The sequence below is a fragment of the Enterovibrio sp. QJM3NY_24 genome (genome assembly GCF_057786035.1).
In genome coordinates, this window is record NZ_CM173519.1 from 500925 (window position 1) to 520659 (window position 19735).

At 49.5% G+C, this 19735-nt stretch carries 10 protein-coding genes and 1 pseudogene; 2 read left to right on the plus strand and 9 right to left on the minus strand.

From position 1 onward, the window contains the following. Positions 1-3 precede the first annotated feature (3 nt). The 9 genes and pseudogenes from AC3CIC_RS02215 to gltB (AC3CIC_RS02255) all read right to left on the minus strand — a co-directional run bounded on the left by AC3CIC_RS02215 (position 4) and on the right by gltB (AC3CIC_RS02255) (position 16237). A complete protein-coding gene (locus tag AC3CIC_RS02215; RefSeq protein WP_016961746.1) occupies positions 4-420 on the minus strand; it encodes a VOC family protein in 417 nt (138 codons plus the stop codon). 153 nt (positions 421-573) lie between these two features. Then, a complete protein-coding gene (locus AC3CIC_RS02220; RefSeq protein ID WP_016961744.1) occupies positions 574-1185 on the minus strand; it encodes a TRIC cation channel family protein in 612 nt (203 codons plus the stop codon). Between the two features lie 151 nt (positions 1186-1336). Further along, positions 1337-2158 carry a vitamin B12 ABC transporter substrate-binding protein BtuF gene (gene btuF / locus AC3CIC_RS02225; protein WP_016961742.1) on the minus strand — a complete coding sequence of 274 codons (822 nt, stop codon included), beginning with the start codon at positions 2156-2158 and terminating at the stop codon, positions 1337-1339. Continuing rightward, positions 2158-3123, minus strand: a complete 966-nt coding sequence (locus AC3CIC_RS02230; RefSeq protein WP_488515245.1) for a cobalamin biosynthesis family protein — start codon at positions 3121-3123, stop codon at positions 2158-2160. The genes btuF and AC3CIC_RS02230 overlap by 1 nt, the downstream gene beginning before the upstream one ends. Beyond that, positions 3123-3824, minus strand: coding sequence for a 5'-methylthioadenosine/S-adenosylhomocysteine nucleosidase (gene mtnN, locus AC3CIC_RS02235; RefSeq protein WP_394211120.1), 702 nt, complete (start codon positions 3822-3824; stop codon positions 3123-3125). Before mtnN ends, AC3CIC_RS02230 begins: the two co-directional genes overlap by 1 nt. A 114-nt stretch (positions 3825-3938) precedes the next feature. Continuing rightward, positions 3939-5353, minus strand: a pseudogene (locus AC3CIC_RS02240) (FAD-dependent oxidoreductase). A gap of 11 nt (positions 5354-5364) precedes the next feature. Next, positions 5365-9831: a glutamate synthase large subunit gene (gene gltB / locus AC3CIC_RS02245; RefSeq protein WP_488515246.1), complete on the minus strand. Its 4467-nt coding sequence runs from the start codon at positions 9829-9831 to the stop codon at positions 5365-5367. A gap of 396 nt (positions 9832-10227) precedes the next feature. Further along, positions 10228-11697, minus strand: a complete 1470-nt coding sequence (locus AC3CIC_RS02250) for a glutamate synthase subunit beta (RefSeq protein ID WP_016961735.1) — start codon at positions 11695-11697, stop codon at positions 10228-10230. Further along, a complete protein-coding gene (gene gltB, locus AC3CIC_RS02255; RefSeq protein ID WP_016961734.1) occupies positions 11690-16237 on the minus strand; it encodes a glutamate synthase large subunit in 4548 nt (1515 codons plus the stop codon). The genes AC3CIC_RS02250 and gltB (AC3CIC_RS02255) overlap by 8 nt, the downstream gene beginning before the upstream one ends. A gap of 587 nt (positions 16238-16824) precedes the next feature. Between gltB (AC3CIC_RS02255) and mnmL the strand changes: the two genes are divergently transcribed. Both mnmL and AC3CIC_RS02265 read left to right on the plus strand, forming a co-directional pair. Next, the gene (mnmL, locus tag AC3CIC_RS02260) at positions 16825-17751 is read left to right on the plus strand and encodes a tRNA modification radical SAM protein MnmL/YtqA (RefSeq protein ID WP_017006920.1); all 927 of its coding nucleotides are present in this window, start codon (positions 16825-16827) and stop codon (positions 17749-17751) included. A gap of 135 nt (positions 17752-17886) precedes the next feature. Next, positions 17887-19635 carry a sensor domain-containing diguanylate cyclase gene (locus AC3CIC_RS02265; RefSeq protein ID WP_394211112.1) on the plus strand — a complete coding sequence of 583 codons (1749 nt, stop codon included), beginning with the start codon at positions 17887-17889 and terminating at the stop codon, positions 19633-19635. Positions 19636-19735: the final 100 nt, after the last annotated feature.

Here is a 19735-nt window from a genome sequence, read left to right on the forward strand (position 1 = left end):
TCGTTATAACACGTAGTCGTTTCGGCTATCCATTGCATCAGTTAGATATTCAATGAACTCCCATTCAATGCCATCAGTATCGAAGAAATACGCCCGCTTTCGACTAGGATGACTTTTTTCAAACGACACCTCTTCAAAGCCTGCCGCCTTTAGCTTTTCCGCGACGAGCGTGACATCGTCGACGACGAATCCAATGTGATTAACGCCAAGCTGACGGTAAGGTACTCGATCTACAGGCTTATCAATGACGACCTCTTGTAGCGCGATGTAAGAGGTGTCAGTACCTAGGTGACACCAACCATAATGTTCATCTCTGCCCTCTCCTCGCACTTTGAAATCAGGCATGGCGGTTCGTAAAAAAGCGATGGTGTTGGTGAGGTTATTGACGGTGATGTTGGCATGTTCGACATAGCTATTCATGATCAGTTCCTGCTTTATATTAAGTAAGCTTATTTGTTTACATAATAGCCGTCATTATAATTAAGTAAAGCAAATGGTTTACTTAACTGCGAGGAGTATAAAAAAACGCACGTCGGAAGACGTGCGTTTTTTCATTGAACAGAACGTAAAGGGTTACTTGCCGATGGCAAACGTTGGCAGAGAAAGGTGCCAGCGAATCGCGGCAAGTCGAATCGACAAGGTGGTGATCATGCCTGAGATCGAGGCGACTTCAACGTCAGCGTTAGCAGCCAGCGCAAGAGTGTGCACCACGCCTCCTGCAATACAGGCGGTTGCGTAAACTTCAGTACGTAACACCATGGGGACTTCTCTTGCTAAGACATCGCGAATAATGCCGCCACCGCAGCCAGTTATTACGCCCATAATGACGGCAACCAACGGTGAAGCGCCATAGCTCAGCGCCTTATCAACGCCAATCGCAACAAACACGGCAAGGCCGATGGCATCGGCAACGGGCAAGAAGTACCAAGGCAAGCGGCGAGGGTGTCGGATGATCAGCAGTGACAAAATGCAGGTCACGAGAATAACCCATAGATATTCAGGGGCATTGACCCAAAATACGGGTGTCGCGCCCAGCGCCATGTCTCGAATGGTGCCACCGCCAATCGCGGTAACCATCGCGAGCACAACCACGCCGAATGGGTCCATCCGAAGTTTGCCAGCCAGCAAAACGCCTGAAATCGCAAATATCGCGGTTCCAAATATGTCCAATATATATAAAAGCATGGTACGCAGTTCCATTCCCAAAGTGAGGCACATCGCATCAAACGAAGGGCCTTATATTCATCGCCATTGGCCAGTAAATCGCGCGCGATTGTACGTGAAAACCCTTATCGAGCAATCCGATGTTTACGCGGCTCGTGAACCAGAATTTGAATTAGTGATCAAGATCGCTTCTTACCTGATCAAAGGCGGTACAGATTTGTTTTACGGCCTTGAGTGCGCGTGGGGTTGGGCGATTCAACCAATCACCACTTATCGCAAAGATGTTGTTATTTTTGACCGCGGGAATGAAATCAGCCCACTTGTCCCAGCCCCCCAATGGCATTGCCTTGGCTGAGGGGTAAAAAATGGCTTTAGGCTTTCTGACAATCACCTGTTCCATGCTCACTTGTGGATAGGGCGCAGCGCTGTTGGTGAAAATATTTTCGCCGCCACACAATGAAAACAGTGGTTGAGGCCAATGATCACCGTTGTTTGTCATCAATGGGGAGTCACTCAGCTGATAAAAGTACGGGATGCGAGGTTTACCTTTTTGCGCGGCTTCTATGGCGACTAATTCATTGCGAACCTCGTCAGCGCGAGCCTTTGCGTGGCTTGGGTTGGTTGACCACTCACCGAGTTTTTCGATGTTATCTGCTGCATCATAAAGTGAGTGGGGGTTGGAATAGAACACCTCGATGCCTAAGCGCTCAAGCTTTGCCAATTCACGATCTGGATTGCCGCCTTTCCATGCCAATACTAAATCAGGTTTTAGCGTGACCACACGTTCTATGTTAATACCTCGAAAGTTGGCGACTTGTTCCAACGCTAGCGCTTGTGGCGGGTAGTCGCTGTGTGCACTGACCGCAATAAGATTTTTTCCTAGGCCAGCTTCAAAGGCTAACTCTGTCGTGTGCGGTGACAAACTAATAACGCGAAGGGGAGCTGCTAGCACTATGGTGGGCAAGCACAACAAAAAGACGAAATAGCGAAACATCATAATAATCCGTGTGCGAACCACATAAGGAAGCTTTGAGTCAGGATCCACAGCAGGGCTTTTTGCCGTAACTGTTGATTGAGTAGGGCCAAATGCAAAGGTGAAGGCGCGATTTCGCCGCCAATACGCGGGCGCGAGATTTTTTCATCATCGTATATGGCAGGGCCACCGAGTGCGAGTTGAAACTTGGCACCTGATGCGGCCAGTATCCAGCCAGCGCCATTTGCGGACCAACTTCTTCCTTGCTCCCTAATGGCGGTAACTGAAGGCTCAAAGCGATGACCCATTGCGATGAGCAGGGCAAATAGTCTGGCTGGTACAGCATCGACAACACTGAGAAAGACGGACGTTGCGAGACCAAATTGCGCATAGTCGCCACGCCGTGTTGGCCAGCAGCGGGCAAGTTGAACAATTAAGGTATATAGAAACGCAGCAATACCCCCACTGATGGCGTACCAAAAGAGGATGCCAATCAAACCGCGAGAATAACCCATCAGCAAAGTCTCACATCCAGCTTTGGCAATGCCGACAGGAGACAGGGATTGCGTGTCACGATTGATTGATTTTGCCAGCAAGGTTCGCGCGCCGGGTTTATCTTGGCGAAGTAAGGTCGCCTCAAGTTCAAGCACGGTATCTGTCAGGGGTTTCCAACTGAGAGAGAGCCACAGCAAAAGCAAATCAAACAGCCAAGGTACCCAGACGATTTGTTGTAAGGCAATAAGCAGTGTGGCGAGTGTTAGCCACATGATGGCAAGCGATAGGCCACCGGCTAAACGTTGCTGAGAAGGGGGATCGTCGGCGTGGTTTACCTTTTCGGCAATGGCTGTTGCTACCTGTCGCCACAAAGAAAGGGGATTAAACTCCCTTGGGATGGGGAAAAACCAATGCAATAGCAATGCTCCCCACATCGCAAGCAACGTGGAATATCCCAGTAGTGCCTCAAGCGGGGTAGGGAGCTCGGTCATTATGCTTTCAGCAAGTCGACCATTTTTTCAACCATGGCGCTTGAGCTTTTCGCTGCCAGTGGCAGGAATTCGTCAAACGTCATTGGTGATTCTTTGTCTGCGACATCAGAGATGGCGCGAACCACGACAAACGGGACGTTGAACTGGTGGCAAGCTTGCGCGATGGCGGCTGCTTCCATTTCTACCGCAATGACATTCGGGAAATGTTCACGGATGTAGTTTTGGCGCTCTGCGGTGCAAACAAAGGCATCACCAGTACAGATGAGGCCACGAACCGCATGGGGCGCTGGCTTCATTGCTGCCAGTGCTTGTTCTGCTATATCCATCAATGCTGCATCAGAGGTAAACGTGGCAGGCTGGCCAGCCATTTGACCCATGGTGTAACCAAACGCAGTCACGTCAGCATCGTGGTAAGCCACGTCGGTAGAAATCACAACATCGCCCAAGTTCAACGACGGATCAAAACCGCCCGCTGAACCCGTATTGATAACCAGCGTCGCTTTGAAATGATCAAGCAGCACAGAGGTACCAACGGCGGCGGCGACTTTGCCGATACCTGATTGCAATAGCACGACATCAACACCGTTCATGTCACCCGTGTAAAATTTGCAGCCCGCAATTTCTTGTAGTTGGCCGTTGTTGATTTGGTTTTTCAGCAGGGTCACTTCCTGCTCCATGGCACCGATAATACCAATTTTCATGTTCATTCTCGTTCGGTTTTTGGGAATGACCTGAGTGTAACATGGCGGTAAATTCGGACGAAAAAAAAGTGCTCTTACGAGCACTTTTTAGTGATGATTCAAACTCGCTGAAAGTTAGACTTCGAGGAAGTCCATAATCCCGTCTGCAGCTTTTCGTCCTTCATCGATGGCGGTCACGACAAGATCTGAGCCTCTTACTGCATCACCACCGGCAAAAATCTTGCTGTTGGTGGTTTGGTAAGGGAATGCGCTTTGTGATGGCGCTTGAATGCGCCCCCATTGGTCAAGGTCGACGTTGAACGGTTCAAGCCACGCCATTTGGTGAGGCTGGAAGCCAAATGCCATGATGACGGCATCGGCAGGCAGCACGTGTTCGCTACCTTCAACCGGTTCAGGACGACGGCGACCCGCCGCATCAGGTTCGCCGAGTTGAGTTTTCACCACGTTGACGCCGTTAACCTTACCGTTGCTGTCCAACTCAAGGCCCAGAGGTTGTAGGTTGAACATGAAGTTTACGCCTTCTTCTTTGGCATTCTTCACTTCTCGACGTGAACCTGGCATGTTTTCCTCATCGCGGCGATAAGCACACACCACGCTTTTAGCCCCGTGTCGAACAGACGTGCGCACACAGTCCATGGCAGTATCACCGCCACCCAGTACGACAACTTGTTTCCCTGCCATGTCGATAAACTCAGGCGCATCGCCTTCAAGTTCCATCACTCGGTAGGTATTGGCAATCAGAAACGGCAGTGCGTCGTAGACACCTGGCGCATCTTCATTGGCAAGGCCTGCACGCAGAGATTTGTACGTGCCGACGCCAAGGAAGACGGCATCGTAATCTTTCAGCAGTGTGTCCATGCTCACGTCTGAACCCACTTCGGTATTGAGCTGAAATTCGACGCCCATGTCGGAGAAGATGCGCTGACGATTTCGCATGATGTCTTTTTCTAGTTTGAATGACGGAATACCGAACGTCAGCAAGCCCCCGATTTCTGGGTAACGATCAAACACAACAGGCTTCACACCATTTCTTACCAGCACATCTGCGCAGGCAAGACCTGCTGGGCGGCACCAATGATGGCGACTTTCTTGTCTGTCCATTCCACGCCAGACATGTCCGGTTTCCAGCCCATTTCGAAGGCTTTGTCCGTAATGTATTTTTCGACGTTTCCGATGGTGACGGCACCAAAGTCATTATTCAGGGTACAAGATCCTTCACACAAGCGATCTTGTGGGCAAACTCGCCCACACACCTCAGGCAAACTGTTGGTTTGGTGCGACAGTTCAACCGCTTCAATAATACGGCCTTCATTCGCCAGTTTTAGCCATTGAGGAATGTAGTTGTGAACAGGACATTTCCATTCGCAATACGGGTTACCACAATCTAAGCAGCGGTCAGATTGCGCGGATGCTTGCTTGCCTGTAAAGGGCTCATAAATTTCGACAAACTGTGTTTTACGCGCTTTGATTGGTTTTTTGCGCGGGTCCATACGCTGAACATCAATAAATTGGTATACGTTCTGGCTCATAAGATCCTCCGTTATTGTGCCTGAACGCGCAGCTCAGCTGCACTTCGGCTTTGGTGACCGAGCAGAGAACGAACGTCTGCCGCTTTAGATTTCACCAGATAAAATTTACTGATCCATTGTTCAAAATCCGCAAGAATTTCCTGAGCACGAGACGAGCCAGTGAGTTCCAGATGTTGATCAATCAGACCACGGAGGTGTTCTTGATGAATGGTTAATTTATCGAGAGACAAGGCCTCAACCAATTCAGGGTTAACGCGACCTGCGAAATCGCCAGTTTCATCTAACACATACGCAAAGCCGCCCGTCATGCCTGCACCGAAGTTCACGCCAGTGTGGCCGAGAATCGCGACGATACCGCCGGTCATGTATTCACACGCATTGTCGCCAGCACCTTCCACGACGGCGAGCGCCCCAGAATTACGCACCGCAAAACGTTCACCTGCGGTTCCCGCGGCAAACAATTTTCCGCCAGTGGCACCGTACAAACAGGTGTTACCAATGATGGTGGATAGATGCGATTTAAACGCGGATCCAATCGGCGGCTTAATGACGATCTTGCCGCCAGCCATGCCTTTACCCACGTAATCGTTCGCATCCCCGGTGAGTGTGATGTTCACACCGCCAGCGTTCCATACGCCGAGTGATTGTCCTGCGGTACCTTGCAGTTGAATGTTCAGTGGTGTTGCTGCCATGCCTTGGTTGCCATAGCGTTTGGCGATGGCTCCTGACAAAGTGGCACCCACTGAACGGTCAGTGTTTTTGACGTTCAGGTACGCGCTAGCAGGTCGGCGTCGTTCGATTGAATCCGCAAAGGTTTCAACCAATGTTTTGTTGAGGATGGCTTTATCAAACGGTGGGTTTGGTTCGCTCCAGTACACCGTTTTGCCTTTTACTGGCGTTGGGCTTTCCAAAATATGGCTCAAATCAAGCTTGAGCTGCTTGGCTGTAAAGCCTTCGACCACCTCAAGAAGATCGGTGCGACCGATAAGGTCAGTGAGTTTTTCAACCCCAAGCAGCGCCATCAATTCACGGACTTCTTCGCCAAGACCTTTGAAGAAGTTCATGACTTGTTCTGGTAGCCCTTTGAAGTATTCGCGGCGCAGGGTGTCATCTTGCGTCGCAACCCCTGTCGCGCAATTATTAAGGTGACAAATACGAAGGTATTTACACCCTAAGGCGACCATAGGCGCAGTACCAAAACCAAAGCTTTCTGCACCCAAAATGGTGCCCTTGATAATGTCTAATCCCGTTTTTAAACCGCCATCCACTTGCAAGCGTATTTTATGGCGAAGGCCATTCGCCACCAAGGCTTGTTGCGTTTCAGCAAGGCCGAGTTCCCAAGGACTACCCGCGTATTTTACCGATGTCAGTGGGCTTGCCCCTGTGCCACCGTCATAGCCGGAGATGGTGATCAAATCAGCGTAAGCTTTTGCGACACCCACTGCTATCGTGCCGACGCCGGGTTCGGAAACCAGTTTCACCGAAACCAATGCACTCGGGTTGACTTGCTTTAGATCGAAGATGAGCTGAGCCAAATCTTCGATTGAGTAAATGTCATGGTGTGGCGGTGGCGAAATCAGCGTCACGCCTTGCACCGAGTGGCGCAATTGCGCAATTTCTGCGGTGACTTTGTGTCCGGGGAGTTGTCCTCCTTCACCTGGCTTTGCGCCTTGCGCTACTTTGATTTGAAGCACATCGGCATTTGTTAGGTAATGCGGTGTGACGCCAAAACGGCCGGATGCAATTTGCTTGATCCGCGAATTACGCTCCGTGTTAAAGCGTCGAGGATCTTCACCACCTTCGCCAGAGTTTGAATTGCCGCCAAGGCGGTTCATGGCAATGGCAAGCGCTTCGTGTGCTTCAGGGCTTAGTGCGCCAATAGACATGGCTGCTGAGTCAAAGCGTTTAAACAGTTCGTTCGCTGGCTCTACGTCGTCAAGTGCTGTCGGCGTGTCAGCTGGTTTGATACGCATGAGATCGCGCAGTGATGACACAGGGCGATTATTGACGGTATCGGCATACGTTTTGTAATCGATGCTGTCGCCAGATTTAACCGCAGCTTGCAGGTTATTGACCACGTCTGGGTTGTAAGCATGGTATTCGCCGCCATGCATGTATTTCAGCAATCCACCATTATCAATGGGCTTGCGCTTTAGCCATGCTTGGCGCGATAAATTGACTAAGTCTTGCTGGAAATCATCAAAGTCAGCGCCCTGAATTCGGCTCGCAACACCTTTGAAACACAGATTAACGATGTTGTCATTTAGACCAACGGCTTCGAAAAGCTGCGAGCAACGGTAGGAGGCGATGGTGGAAATGCCCATCTTCGACATGATTTTGAACAGGCCTTTTTGAATACCATTTCTGAAATTCAACAGGGCATCTGCCATGGTTTTGTCGATGATCTTATTCTCGATCATTTTACCAATTGATTCGTAAGCCAAGTACGGATAAACCGCCGTTGCGCCAAATCCGAGCAATACCGCGAATTGGTGAGGGTCACGCGCCGATGCCGTTTCTATCACGATGTTGGCATCGCAACGCAGGTTTGCATTGACCAAACGTTGTTGCGCCGCGCCGACCGCCATTGCGGCTGGAATAGGCAGTTTGTTTTTTGCGATGCCACGGTCAGAGAGCACGACTAATACAGTACCGTCTTGTACGACACGTTCAACCTGATCGCACATCTCTACAATGGCTTGTTGGAGGTCTTTTTCTTCAGGATCGAAGTTAATGTCGATGATGCTGTTGCGGTAGTATTCATCGTCCAATTCAAGTAGCTGCACCATGTCAGAATAGAGCAGCACAGGGCTCTTAAACGCAACGCGATGTGCGTGGCCATCTGTCTCTGAGAACACATTCTTCTCACGGCCAATCGAGGTCGCGAGTGACATAACATGATTTTCACGCAGTGGGTCGATTGGCGGGTTGGTTACTTGGGCGAATTTTTGACGGAAGTAGTCTGCCACATTTCGCGATTTTGAAGACAACACAGCCATTGGTGTGTCATCGCCCATTGATCCTGTGGCTTCTTGGCCTATGTCACCTAGAACGCGCAATACTTGATCGAGTTCCTCGCCTGAAACGCCAAAGAGTTTTTGGTAGATATGTAATTCGTCGTCTTCCATGGCGCGTTGACCTGCTCGGTCAGCGGGATCCATGTCTTCAAATGGGGTTAAACGGCGAACGTTTTTATCTAGCCAAGCCTTGTAAGGATGGCGACTTTTGAGATCGTTATCGATGTCAGCGGAGTGCCAAACTTCACCTTCAAAAGTGTCGATAACAAGCAGCTCTCCAGGGCCAACACGGCCTTTTTCGGCCACTTCATCAGGCGCATAATCCCAAATTCCGACTTCTGATGCCAGGGTGATCAATTTATCTTTGGTCACCACATAGCGCGCCGGTCGAAGGCCATTTCTATCAAGGTTACAGGCGGCATAGCGCCCATCTGACATCACGATACCCGCTGGGCCATCCCACGGCTCCATGTGCATGGAGTTGAAATCATAAAAGGCACGCAGATCTTCTGGCATGTCGGGGTGGTTTTGCCAAGCAGGCGGCACGAGCATGCGCATCGCTCGGAACAGATCCATGCCGCCAGCAAGGAAGACCTCAAGCATGTTATCGAGGCTTGAGCTGTCAGACCCTGTTTCGTTTACAAAGGGCGCCGCTTCAGAAAGGTCGGGTAAAAGTGGTGACTTAAATTTGTAGGCACGTGCTCGAGCCCACTGTCTGTTGCCTTCAATGGTGTTGATCTCACCATTGTGCGCCAAATAGCGAAAGGGTTGAGCCAATGGCCATCGAGGCGTCGTGTTTGTTGAGAAACGCTGGTGGAACAAGCAGATAGAAGACTCTAAACGGAGATCCGCAAGATCAAGGTAGAACCTTGGTAGATCGGCTGGCATGCACAGGCCTTTGTAGACGATCGTACGGGTAGAAAGGCTTGTGATATAAAAATCATTGTCGTCTTGTATCGCTTTTTCAGCGCGGCGGCGGGCAATATACAAGCGACGTTCTAAATCGCGTGCGCGCCAGCCTGCAGGACCATTAATAAAGACTTGTTCTATGGTCGGCACTGAGGTGAGGGCAATTTCGCCCAGTACATCATGATTGGTCGGTACTTCACGCCAACCCACAATGGACAGGGTTTCTGCTTCAATTTCGCGGGCGAAAATCGCTTTTGCTCGTTGGGCTTTTTCCGGGTCTTTACTTAGAAATATCATCCCCACGCCATAGAGCTTACTGAGCGTCCAGTCGTTCTCTTCGGCAATGATGCGGAAAAAAGCATCGGGTTTTTGAAGCAATAATCCACAACCATCACCGGTTTTACCATCTGCATTGATGGCACCTCGGTGGGTCATTCGGTCTAGTGCGGATATGGCTGTGCGGACAAGTTTGTGGCTAGCTTCGCCCTCGGTATGGGCGATCAAACCAAAGCCACAGTTGTCTTTTTCCAGCATCGGATCATACAGCGACATTGCAATTCTCCCTTGCGACTGCTCCAAGCAGTGACTGCAGTTCTTAATGTCTTCCTGACATTGTTTATCGAATAACTGAGATGGATAGTAGTTGTTCCAACCCCGCACGTTATCGATTATTGATGATCAGGTCAAATTTCGTCACATGACATTAACTTCACCTATTAACAGGGATATATATCGAAAATGGCATTTGAAGTCAGTGTTTTATCGCGGTTTTTTTAAGTAAGTCGCAGAGATTGCTAGGAAGAAAGTCGATGCTTTTTGGTGTATTAGCAGTGAGTTTTAATTGCTGAAAGGCTGGATTAGTCTGAGGCTACTATCACTAAAAAATATCGGAAAGAAAAAAGCCAGCCGCAGGGGCTGGCAAAACTGGAAGATAACACTTACTTATAATTATGCAGAGAGCATCAAGGAGTCCGCTTTGGCTTCAAGATGCGTGTCTCCCATCAGATAAGTATCGACAGCACGGGCGCACTCTCGGCCTTCGTTGATACAACGTACTACCAGTGACTGACCGGTACGCATATCGCCTGCAGCAAAGACACCTTTTTGGCTAGTCTGGTAGCTGGTTGTCGCGACATTGCCACGATCATCGATAGCAACATCAAGCTGCGCCAGCACACCTTGTGGCTCTGGGTGCAAGAAACCCATAGCAAGGAATGCGTGGTCACAAGGGATGACGCGCTCTGACCCTGCTATTTCTTCAAAGCCTGGGCGTTCACCTGGCGCTGCATCTTTCCAAACAATGTCAGAGATGCGCAGGGCTTTTACATTGCCCGCATCATCACCGATAAACTCTTTGGTCAAGATGTTCCAATGACGGTCACAACCTTCTTCATGAGAAGTTGATGTGCGCATGATCATTGGATATTGCGGCCAAGGCATATTCGCCGGGCGTTTTTCAGGTGGGATCGGCATGATCTCAACCTGTGTAATGCTTTTTGCACCGTGGCGATTTGATGTCCCCACACAGTCAGAACCGGTATCACCACCGCCAATGACGACAATGTGCTTGTCTTTGGCGTGAATTTCTTCGGTTTTCAAATCCATTCCGTTTGCACGGCGGTTGTTTTGACCTAGAAATTCCATCGCGAAGTGAACACCTTTCAAATCGCGACCTGGAATAGGTAAATCGCGTGGCACGGTAGAGCCACCCGTTAGCAGTACAACGTCGAAATCTTGACGAATTTGCTGTGCGTTAACAGTGACACCCACGTGCGCGTTAACCACAAACTCAACACCCGCTTCGGCCATTAGATTGATCTTGCGATCAATAATATCCATGCCCAGTTTGAAATCAGGGATACCGAAACGAAGTAGACCACCGACTTTTTCATCGCGCTCAAACACAGTCACGTTGTGACCTGCACTGTTTAGCTGTTCTGCAGCAGACAGACCGGCAGGGCCTGAACCGATGATGGCGACTTTCTTGCCTGTGCGAGATGTTGGGATCTTCGGCTTGGCATAGCCGTCACGGTAGGCCGTTTCAACAATGGTCTTTTCAATGTTACAGATAGTAATCGGATCTTGGTTAATGCCCAACACACACGATGTTTCACAAGGCGCAGGACATACTCGACCAGTGAACTCTGGGAAGTTATTGGTTGAGCTCAAGATGTTCCACGCTTCTTCCCAGCTGTCACGATATACCGCGTCATTAAACTCAGGAATGATGTTACCGATTGGGCAGCCGTTATGACAAAACGGGACACCACAATCCATACAGCGTGACGATTGCTCGTTAATTTTTTTGCCAAACTCTTCGTTCAGGACAAATTCCTTGTTGTCTTGAATACGAACAGCCGGATCTTTCTTGGCCGGTAATTCACGGCCAAATTCCATAAAACCTGTTGGCTTACCCATTTACAGCCTCCACTTCTTCCTTGTTTTCGGCTTCCGCTTTACGTTGTTCCAGTACCGCTTTGTAATCACGCGGCATGACTTTAACAACGCGCTTGAGGTTCTCTTCAACGTTAGACATGAAGGTCTCTGCGACTGAACTGCCTGTGAATGCTTGGTGTTTACCAATCAGTTCTTTCAGCAACTCAATGTCTTCAGCGTCAAGCGGATCCAAATCAACCAGCTCAGGATTGAGTTTGGACTCAAAGTTCTCAAACTGATCCCAGATATAAGCAACACCGCCACTCATGCCTGCGGCGAAGTTACGACCCGTTTGGCCTAGAACGACAGCCACACCACCGGTCATGTATTCACAGCCGTGGTCACCGATACCTTCGACAACGACTTTTGCACCGGAGTTACGTACGCAGAAACGTTCGCCCGCTACACCGCGAATGAATGACTCACCAGAGGTTGCACCGTAGAAACAGACGTTACCCACGATGATGTTGTCTTCTGCGATGATGTCACTTTTCGCGTCTGGGTACAGCACCAAGGTGCCGCCAGATAAGCCTTTACCCCAGTAGTCGTTCGCATCACCTTCCACTTCGAACGCCACACCTTTAGCAAGGAATGCACCGAAGCTTTGACCCGCTGAACCTTTGAACTTCACGTTCATTTGTTGTGGCAAGCCTTGGTCTTTGTAGATCTTCGAAATTTCGTTCGACAGCATGGTGCCGGCACTACGGTCTGTGTTGACGATAGCAAACTCTGTATCAACCTTACGGCCTTCATAAAGCGCGCTAGATGCGGCTTCAATCAGACGGCGGTCTAGAACGGCTTCCAAGCTGTGGTTTTGTTCGCGTTGGCAATACATGCCGTCGCCTTCACGTGGCTCTTCTTTGTGAAGAACAACATTGAGGTCGAGGTTTTTGTATTTCCAGTGGCCCACATCGCTGCGCACTTTCAGGTGCTGAGATTGACCGACCATTTCGTTGATAGTGCGGTAGCCAAGCTCTGCCATCACTTCACGCAAGCCTTCGGCCATGTAAGTGAAGAAGGTGACGATGTCTTCTACGCGGCCGTCAAAGCGCTCACGCAGGGTTTTGTCTTGGGTTGCGATACCAACAGGACAGGTGTTGAGATGACACTTACGCATCATGATACAACCTTCAACAACCAGCGCTGCTGTCGCGACGCCCCATTCTTCAGCACCCAGCAAGGTTGCGACGGCAAGGTCACGAGGTGTTTTCATCTGGCCATCTGATTGCACGACGATACGGTTACGAAGACCATTCTTGAGCAGCGTTTGGTGCGTTTCCGCTAGACCCAGTTCCCAAGGCAGACCTGCGTGTTTGATCGACGACAGTGGCGATGCACCTGTACCGCCATCAAAACCTGCAATCAGTACGACATCGGCTTTTGCTTTCGCAACGCCTGATGCAATCGTACCAACACCGGCTTCTGATACTAACTTGACGTTAATACGTGCTTCGCGGTTGGCATTTTTCAGGTCGTAGATCAGCTGCGCCAAATCTTCGATGGAGTAAATGTCATGGTGTGGTGGTGGCGAAATCAGACCAACCCCTGGGGTTGAGTGACGCGTACGACCAATCCAATCATCAACTTTATGACCCGGTAGCTGACCACCTTCGCCAGGCTTCGCGCCTTGTGCCATTTTGATTTGGATTTCAGCGGCGTTGGTCAGATAGTAAGAGGTCACACCGAAGCGGCCAGAAGCAACCTGTTTGATTGCCGAGCGCTCCCAATCGCCGTTTTCTTTCTTATCGAAACGGATTGGGTCTTCACCACCTTCACCGGAGTTCGATTTCGCACCGATGCGGTTCATGGCGACAGCAAGGGTTGAGTGCGCTTCGTGAGAGATAGAACCAAAGCTCATAGCACCTGTTGCAAAGCGCTTCAAGATGGTTTCAATCGACTCGACTTCTTCCAGAGGAATGCTTCCTGCAGGGTTTTTCACAAAGTCGAACTGGCTGCGCAGTGTAGCTGCATCATCACCTTGGCTATCAACTGCGTGGCAATACTCTTTAAATTGCTTGAGGTCTTTGTTGCGTGTTGAATTTTGCAGTAAGTGGATCGTTTCAGGGTTAAACAGGTGTTTTTCACCACGCTGTTTCCACTGGTAAACACCACCTACATCTAGCATTTGAACTGGAATTTCACGTGTTGGGTAACCGACACGGTGACGAACCAACACTTCTTTGGCAATGTCGTCGATGCTCAAGCCTTGGATGCGTGAAACAGTACCGGTGAAGTACTTATCAACCACTGCTTTGCTGATGCCTAGTGCTTCAAAAATCTGAGCGCCATGGTAGGACTGCAGGGTAGAAATACCCATCTTCGAGAAGATTTTCAGCAGGCCAGCATTGATAGATTTGCGGTAGTTCTCGAACAGCACATCTACATCAGCTTGAGGATCGAGCTTCTTGGTACGCTGCAAATCGACCAAAGTTTCGTAGACCAGGTACGGGTTAACAGCATTTGCACCGTAGCCAACAAGTGTGGCGAAGTGATGGGTTTCACGCGCGTCACCGGTTTCAATAACGATGTCGGCTTTTGCACGCAAGCCTTTGCGGATCAGATGGTGGTGAACAGCACCAACAGCCAGCATCGCTGGGATGGCGGCGTGGTTTGAGTTCACGGCACGGTCAGTCAGCAAAATGATTGAGTAACCGTCGTTAACGGCATCTTCAGCGTATTGGCAAATACGCTTCAGCGCACGCTCAAGTTTGCCTGTTTCGCCGCTTGCACGGAAAACGATATCCAACGTTTTTGCTTGGAGGTGATCGTTATCAATGGCGCGCAGTTTTTCTAGTTCTGCATTGCTGAGTACTGGGGTTTCCAGTTCAACTTTACGGCAGTGTTCTGGTGTTTCAATCAGCAGGTTCTGATCTTGACCTAAGTAGGTTTTAAGCGACATCACCATACGTTCGCGGATCGGGTCGATCGGCGGGTTGGTCACCTGCGCAAATAGCTGCTTGAAGTAGTTAGACAGATGCTGAGATTGGTGCGACAGAACCGCTAGCGGCCAGTCAGCGCCCATTGCACCTAACGGCTCTTTCCCGTCTTTGGCCATGGGCAGCAGAATTTCATTTACTTCTTCTGATGTCACGCCGAAAGCTTGTTGATGATGTAGCAAGCGTTCAGGGGATGGCTGGTGGTTCTTGGTGCCTGCTTCTGGAAGCTTGTCCAGATGAAGCAAGTTCTTCTCAACCCACTCTTGGTATGGTTGAGCAGAAGCAATTTCATTTTTCACTTCTTCATCAGAAATGATGCGACCTTGTTCCAAATCAGCAACGAAGATACGACCTGGTTGCAGACGGCCACGGAAGTGAATATTTTCTGGTTCGATGTCTACCACACCTGACTCAGAGGCCATGATGAGGTAATCATCTTTTGTCACGGTATAGCGGCTAGGACGCAGGCCATTACGGTCAAGCGTTGCACCAACTTTAACGCCATCAGTGAAACATAGTGAGGCTGGGCCATCCCAAGGTTCCATGATGTTGGCGTGGAATTGATAGAAAGCACGGAGTTTCGGGTCCATGTCTTTCTTCTCTTGCCATGCTTCCGGCACCATCATCATCAGTACGTGCGGCATGCTGCGGCCAGAAAGTGTTAACAGTTCTAGTGCCATGTCGAAGTTAGCTGAGTCTGATGCGCCTTCTTGACAGATAGGCAGCAACATTTTGAGCTCTTGGTCACTGAACAGTTTTGATTCCAGCAGTGCTTCACGTGCTTTCATCCAGTTCAAGTTACCGCGAACGGTGTTGATTTCACCATTGTGAGCGATGTTACGGAAAGGCTGTGCCAGTCGCCATCTTGGGAAGGTGTTGGTTGAAAAGCGAGAGTGAACCAACGCCAGTGCCGTGACCATAGACGGGTTTTGTAAGTCTAAGAAGTACTGTGGCACCTGCTCTGTGGTCAACTGGCCTTTGTAAACCAGTGTCTTGGCAGAAAAAGAATTAATGTAGAAATCGTCGCCAATGTTAGAGACGCTTTCCAAGCAAACGCGGACAGTATAGTTACGCAGTACAAATAGCTTGCGTTCGAGCGCGTCGAGAGAAAGGTGATCACCACCAGTAACAAATGCATGCTCGAAATGAGGCTCTGTGCTGAGCGGGTCTGCACCGATCATTGAATTATCGGTTGGCAGTTCGCGGTAACCGATGACTTCTAGATCAAGGCGTGCTGCGTTGCGCTCGAAGATTTCACGGCATTGTTGACGTTTGTTTTCATCCCTTGGGAACAACATAACACCAACACCGTATTTGTCAGCAGATGGCAATTGAACGCCAAGCTTACGGCTTTCTTCGAGTAAGAATTCGTGAGGTTTTTGTAAAAGAATACCTGCACCATCACCACTACATGGGTCACAGCCTTGACCGCCACGGTGTTCCATGCGGGCGAGCATATCAAGTGCTTGAGTGACAATCCCGTGGGATTTTCTGTTTTTCAAGTGGGCTACGAAGCCAATACCACAGGCATCGTGTTCCATTTCGGGCACATAGAGCCCCTCTGTGCGTAGCACTGAATCTGTCATTTTTACGTCCTTCCAGTTGACACAAATGCAGCGGGAGCATTTGTCTTCCCTTGCCGTACCTGTTGCGGGCACAGACTGAGCGGGTGCCAAGTTTGAACAGACAAAATGTGTCTATTCGCGGTACCCAAACCCGGTCACTGACTCAATAGTAGTAACCTTCTCCGTTCTGCAATCCTATGCAGTTATGCTGCGTTTCATTTGAATTGCCAAATAAGCCACTGGATTAGTGCCATATTTCGCGAATTATATTGCTCACAATTTAGACGCAGCTGTAGCTATCCTACATATGTCGAAATTTAATTACCATAAAAAGTTGCCAATCAATTGCTCTGCAATCGTCACCACAAGAGTAGATTTTCGAAAATAGTGAATAGAAAACCACTATAGGGTGCCAGGAGTGAATATCGATATTTTTACTGAGAATTTGGCAAGTTTGATGTGTAAATGAAATGTAATTAACTTTCATGAGAGTGATGAAAGTTTGAGCCAATATTGATTTGATCGAGGTTTTGTCGGAACCATTGGTGATAACATCGCGCGCTTTTTTCCTCCCTCCTCATTTAACCCAATAACACAGGCGGTCGACGATGGAACTTCATCATTTGGTGAATACCTTTGGTCAGGATTTACAACGCAGGTATGGCGAAAAAGTTCATAAGCTCTCGCTTCATGGTGGATTTAGCTGTCCTAATCGTGATGGTACGATCGGTCGTGGCGGCTGTACTTTCTGTCATGTCGCGTCATTTGCAGACGAAACCGCCCAGCAACTTTCAGTGTCAGCGCAGCTTTCTCAGCGCGCTCTTGGCGTTGATCGTGCGAAACGTTACCTCGCGTACTTTCAGGCCTATACCAGCACTTACGCAGAAGTCGAAAAACTAAAAGCCATGTATGAAGAAGCATTGAAATATGCTGACATTGTTGGCCTCTGTGTAGGAACGCGACCAGATTGTGTGCCGGATGCAGTATTGGATCTTCTCGCTAGCTACAAAGATCAAGGGTATGAAATCTGGCTGGAACTGGGTTTGCAAACGGCGAATGATAAAACACTCCAGCGTATCAATCGTGGTCATGATTTTGCGTGCTATGACAAGATCACTCGTCGCGCTCGAGCATTAGGCTTGAATGTGTGTACGCATCTGATTGTTGGCCTGCCGGGCGACACGGCAAGCGATCACATTCACACCATGGACCGCGTCATTGAAACGGGGACTGACGGGATAAAGCTTCATCCTTTGCACATTGTTGAAGGTAGCATCATGGCGAAGGCGTGGCGTGCTGGTCGCTTGCAGGCGATATCTTTGGACGATTATGCAGAGAGTGCGTCTGAGATGATCTTACGTACGCCCTCTAACGTGGTGTATCACCGTGTATCTGCAAGTGCGAGAAAGCCGACCTTATTGGCGCCGGCGTGGTGTGAAAATCGCTGGCTGGCAATGACAGATATTGCGCGTGCATTGACAGTAAAAGGTGCGCAAGGCAGTCTGGTTGGAGATGCTTTTCACTTTGCGCGTTAATGCGACTAATGCTTAATTGTTCGCAAAATAGATAAGCCTTGTTCGTGTTCTCTCATATCCATGTGGCAAGATGAAGCGTGATGTTAATTCAAAAAAATGATGCTGCTTCAAGGATCATGGCCGAAGGATGGATGAATGAGTGAGTGGATGCCCATAGCGGTATTAATGCTATCGGTGATTTTTTTCTTGGGATCGTTCTGGGTTTCCCGTCGGCGTGTGGTGTCGGCAAAAACGTGGCAAGCCTATCTGGCCAACCTTCACTCTCCTAAAGCGATGGTGAGCGAGAGTGACGGCAGCATTCTCTATGCTAACCGCAGTTTTGTGCGCCTGTTCAATATCTCTCAGCACAATAATTCGTTTCATATTGACGGCGATCGCGAACGAAAGACTATCGACACCTTGCTGGCCAATCGGCGCTGGCCCCTACCTTTTATCGAAGTGACGCCTGATTTTCGTTCTGGGTTCGACAAGCATGCACGACGCAATGCGCGTTTTTCTGGCCTGCCAGTATGGTGCAATGGTCAGCGCGCTTGGATTGTTTCGTTGGAGCCTGAATCTGACTCGGTTTACAGCGAACCGTTTGTTGAAAATGATAGCCAAATTTTTCGCAGCGTGATTAATTCACTGGCTGAACTGGTGTGTTTTCAAGACCGCCAAGGCCGTATTGTCGGTTCCAATGTGGCGTTCGATCGCTTTTGGAAAGGTCGCGAAGAAGAAGGTGTGTTCTTTAGCGCACAAGAAGAAATTGAAGGTCGTCGTACCCAACAAAGCTGGACCACAAATCCGAATGGGGATAGCTGTTTACTTGAAACCAGTCAAACCGTGTTACGCGACGACAACCATGTTATCTATGGCACCTTGAGTATCAGTCATGATGTTACCAACTGGCACATGATGCGTCAGGTGATGGAGCAGGAGATAGAAGCCCGCCAGGAAGTTGAGCAGCAACTGAAAAAGCACAGCAATGTGCTGACATCTATCTTCAAAGCCAGTGTCGATCCGATTGGCATATATAACAAAGACTATGAATTTCTCGGGGGCAATGCCGCATTTGCTGAGGCCATGGGGGCCATGCATGACGATCTTGAAGGCGAACATGCTGCTGATCTGATGGATCCGGAGATTTTGGCTCAACACCAAAAAATTGATCACCCGGTATTGGACAACGGCGAAACCATTAAATACGAAGACTTGGTCATGAAGCGTGATGGATCTCAGGTTTGGTATGAGCTGACGAAAACGCAGTTCAGTGACCCAACGGACGAGACGATTGGCGTATTGGTCATTGCTCGTGATGTCACCGCACGCAAAGCCACGCAGCAGGAATTGGCTGACGCCATCATGGAGCTCGAAGAGCTTAGCTTTGTAGATGGATTAACCAAAGTGGCTAACCGACGCAGCTTTGATGAGCAGCTAGTGAAGATGTGGCAATCACACATTCGTGAGCAGGAGCCTTTGTCTCTGATCCTGTGTGATATCGATTATTTCAAACCCTATAATGATAACTATGGTCACCAACAAGGTGACGAGGCATTGAGGCGCGTTGCTCAAGTCTTCCAGAACGTTATCCGTCGCCCTCTTGATGCCGTGGCTCGCTATGGTGGTGAAGAGTTTGCGATTTTGCTTCCTAGTACCACCGAGCAAGGAGCGCTTGTGGTAGCGGAAAATATCTCACATGAGCTAACACTGGCGGGTATACCTCATGCATTTTCTGCAGTGTCAGAAGCGCTGACCTTGAGCCAAGGCGTGGCGACATTACGACCTCAGGCGGGGCAAGACTATGGTGATTTGGTTTCCATGGCTGATAGAGCTCTGTATCGCGCTAAAAACGCAGGACGTGACCAAATCGCTTCAGCGTCTCAGACGGTAGAAGAAACCGTTTAAATCTTCCCGCATAGCTCGGTGCATCGTTGTTATGCGCGTAACAAAATACCTCGCGCCTTTTCCTTTTTCTTCCTGACACTCAAGGCTATCATGGCTGCAA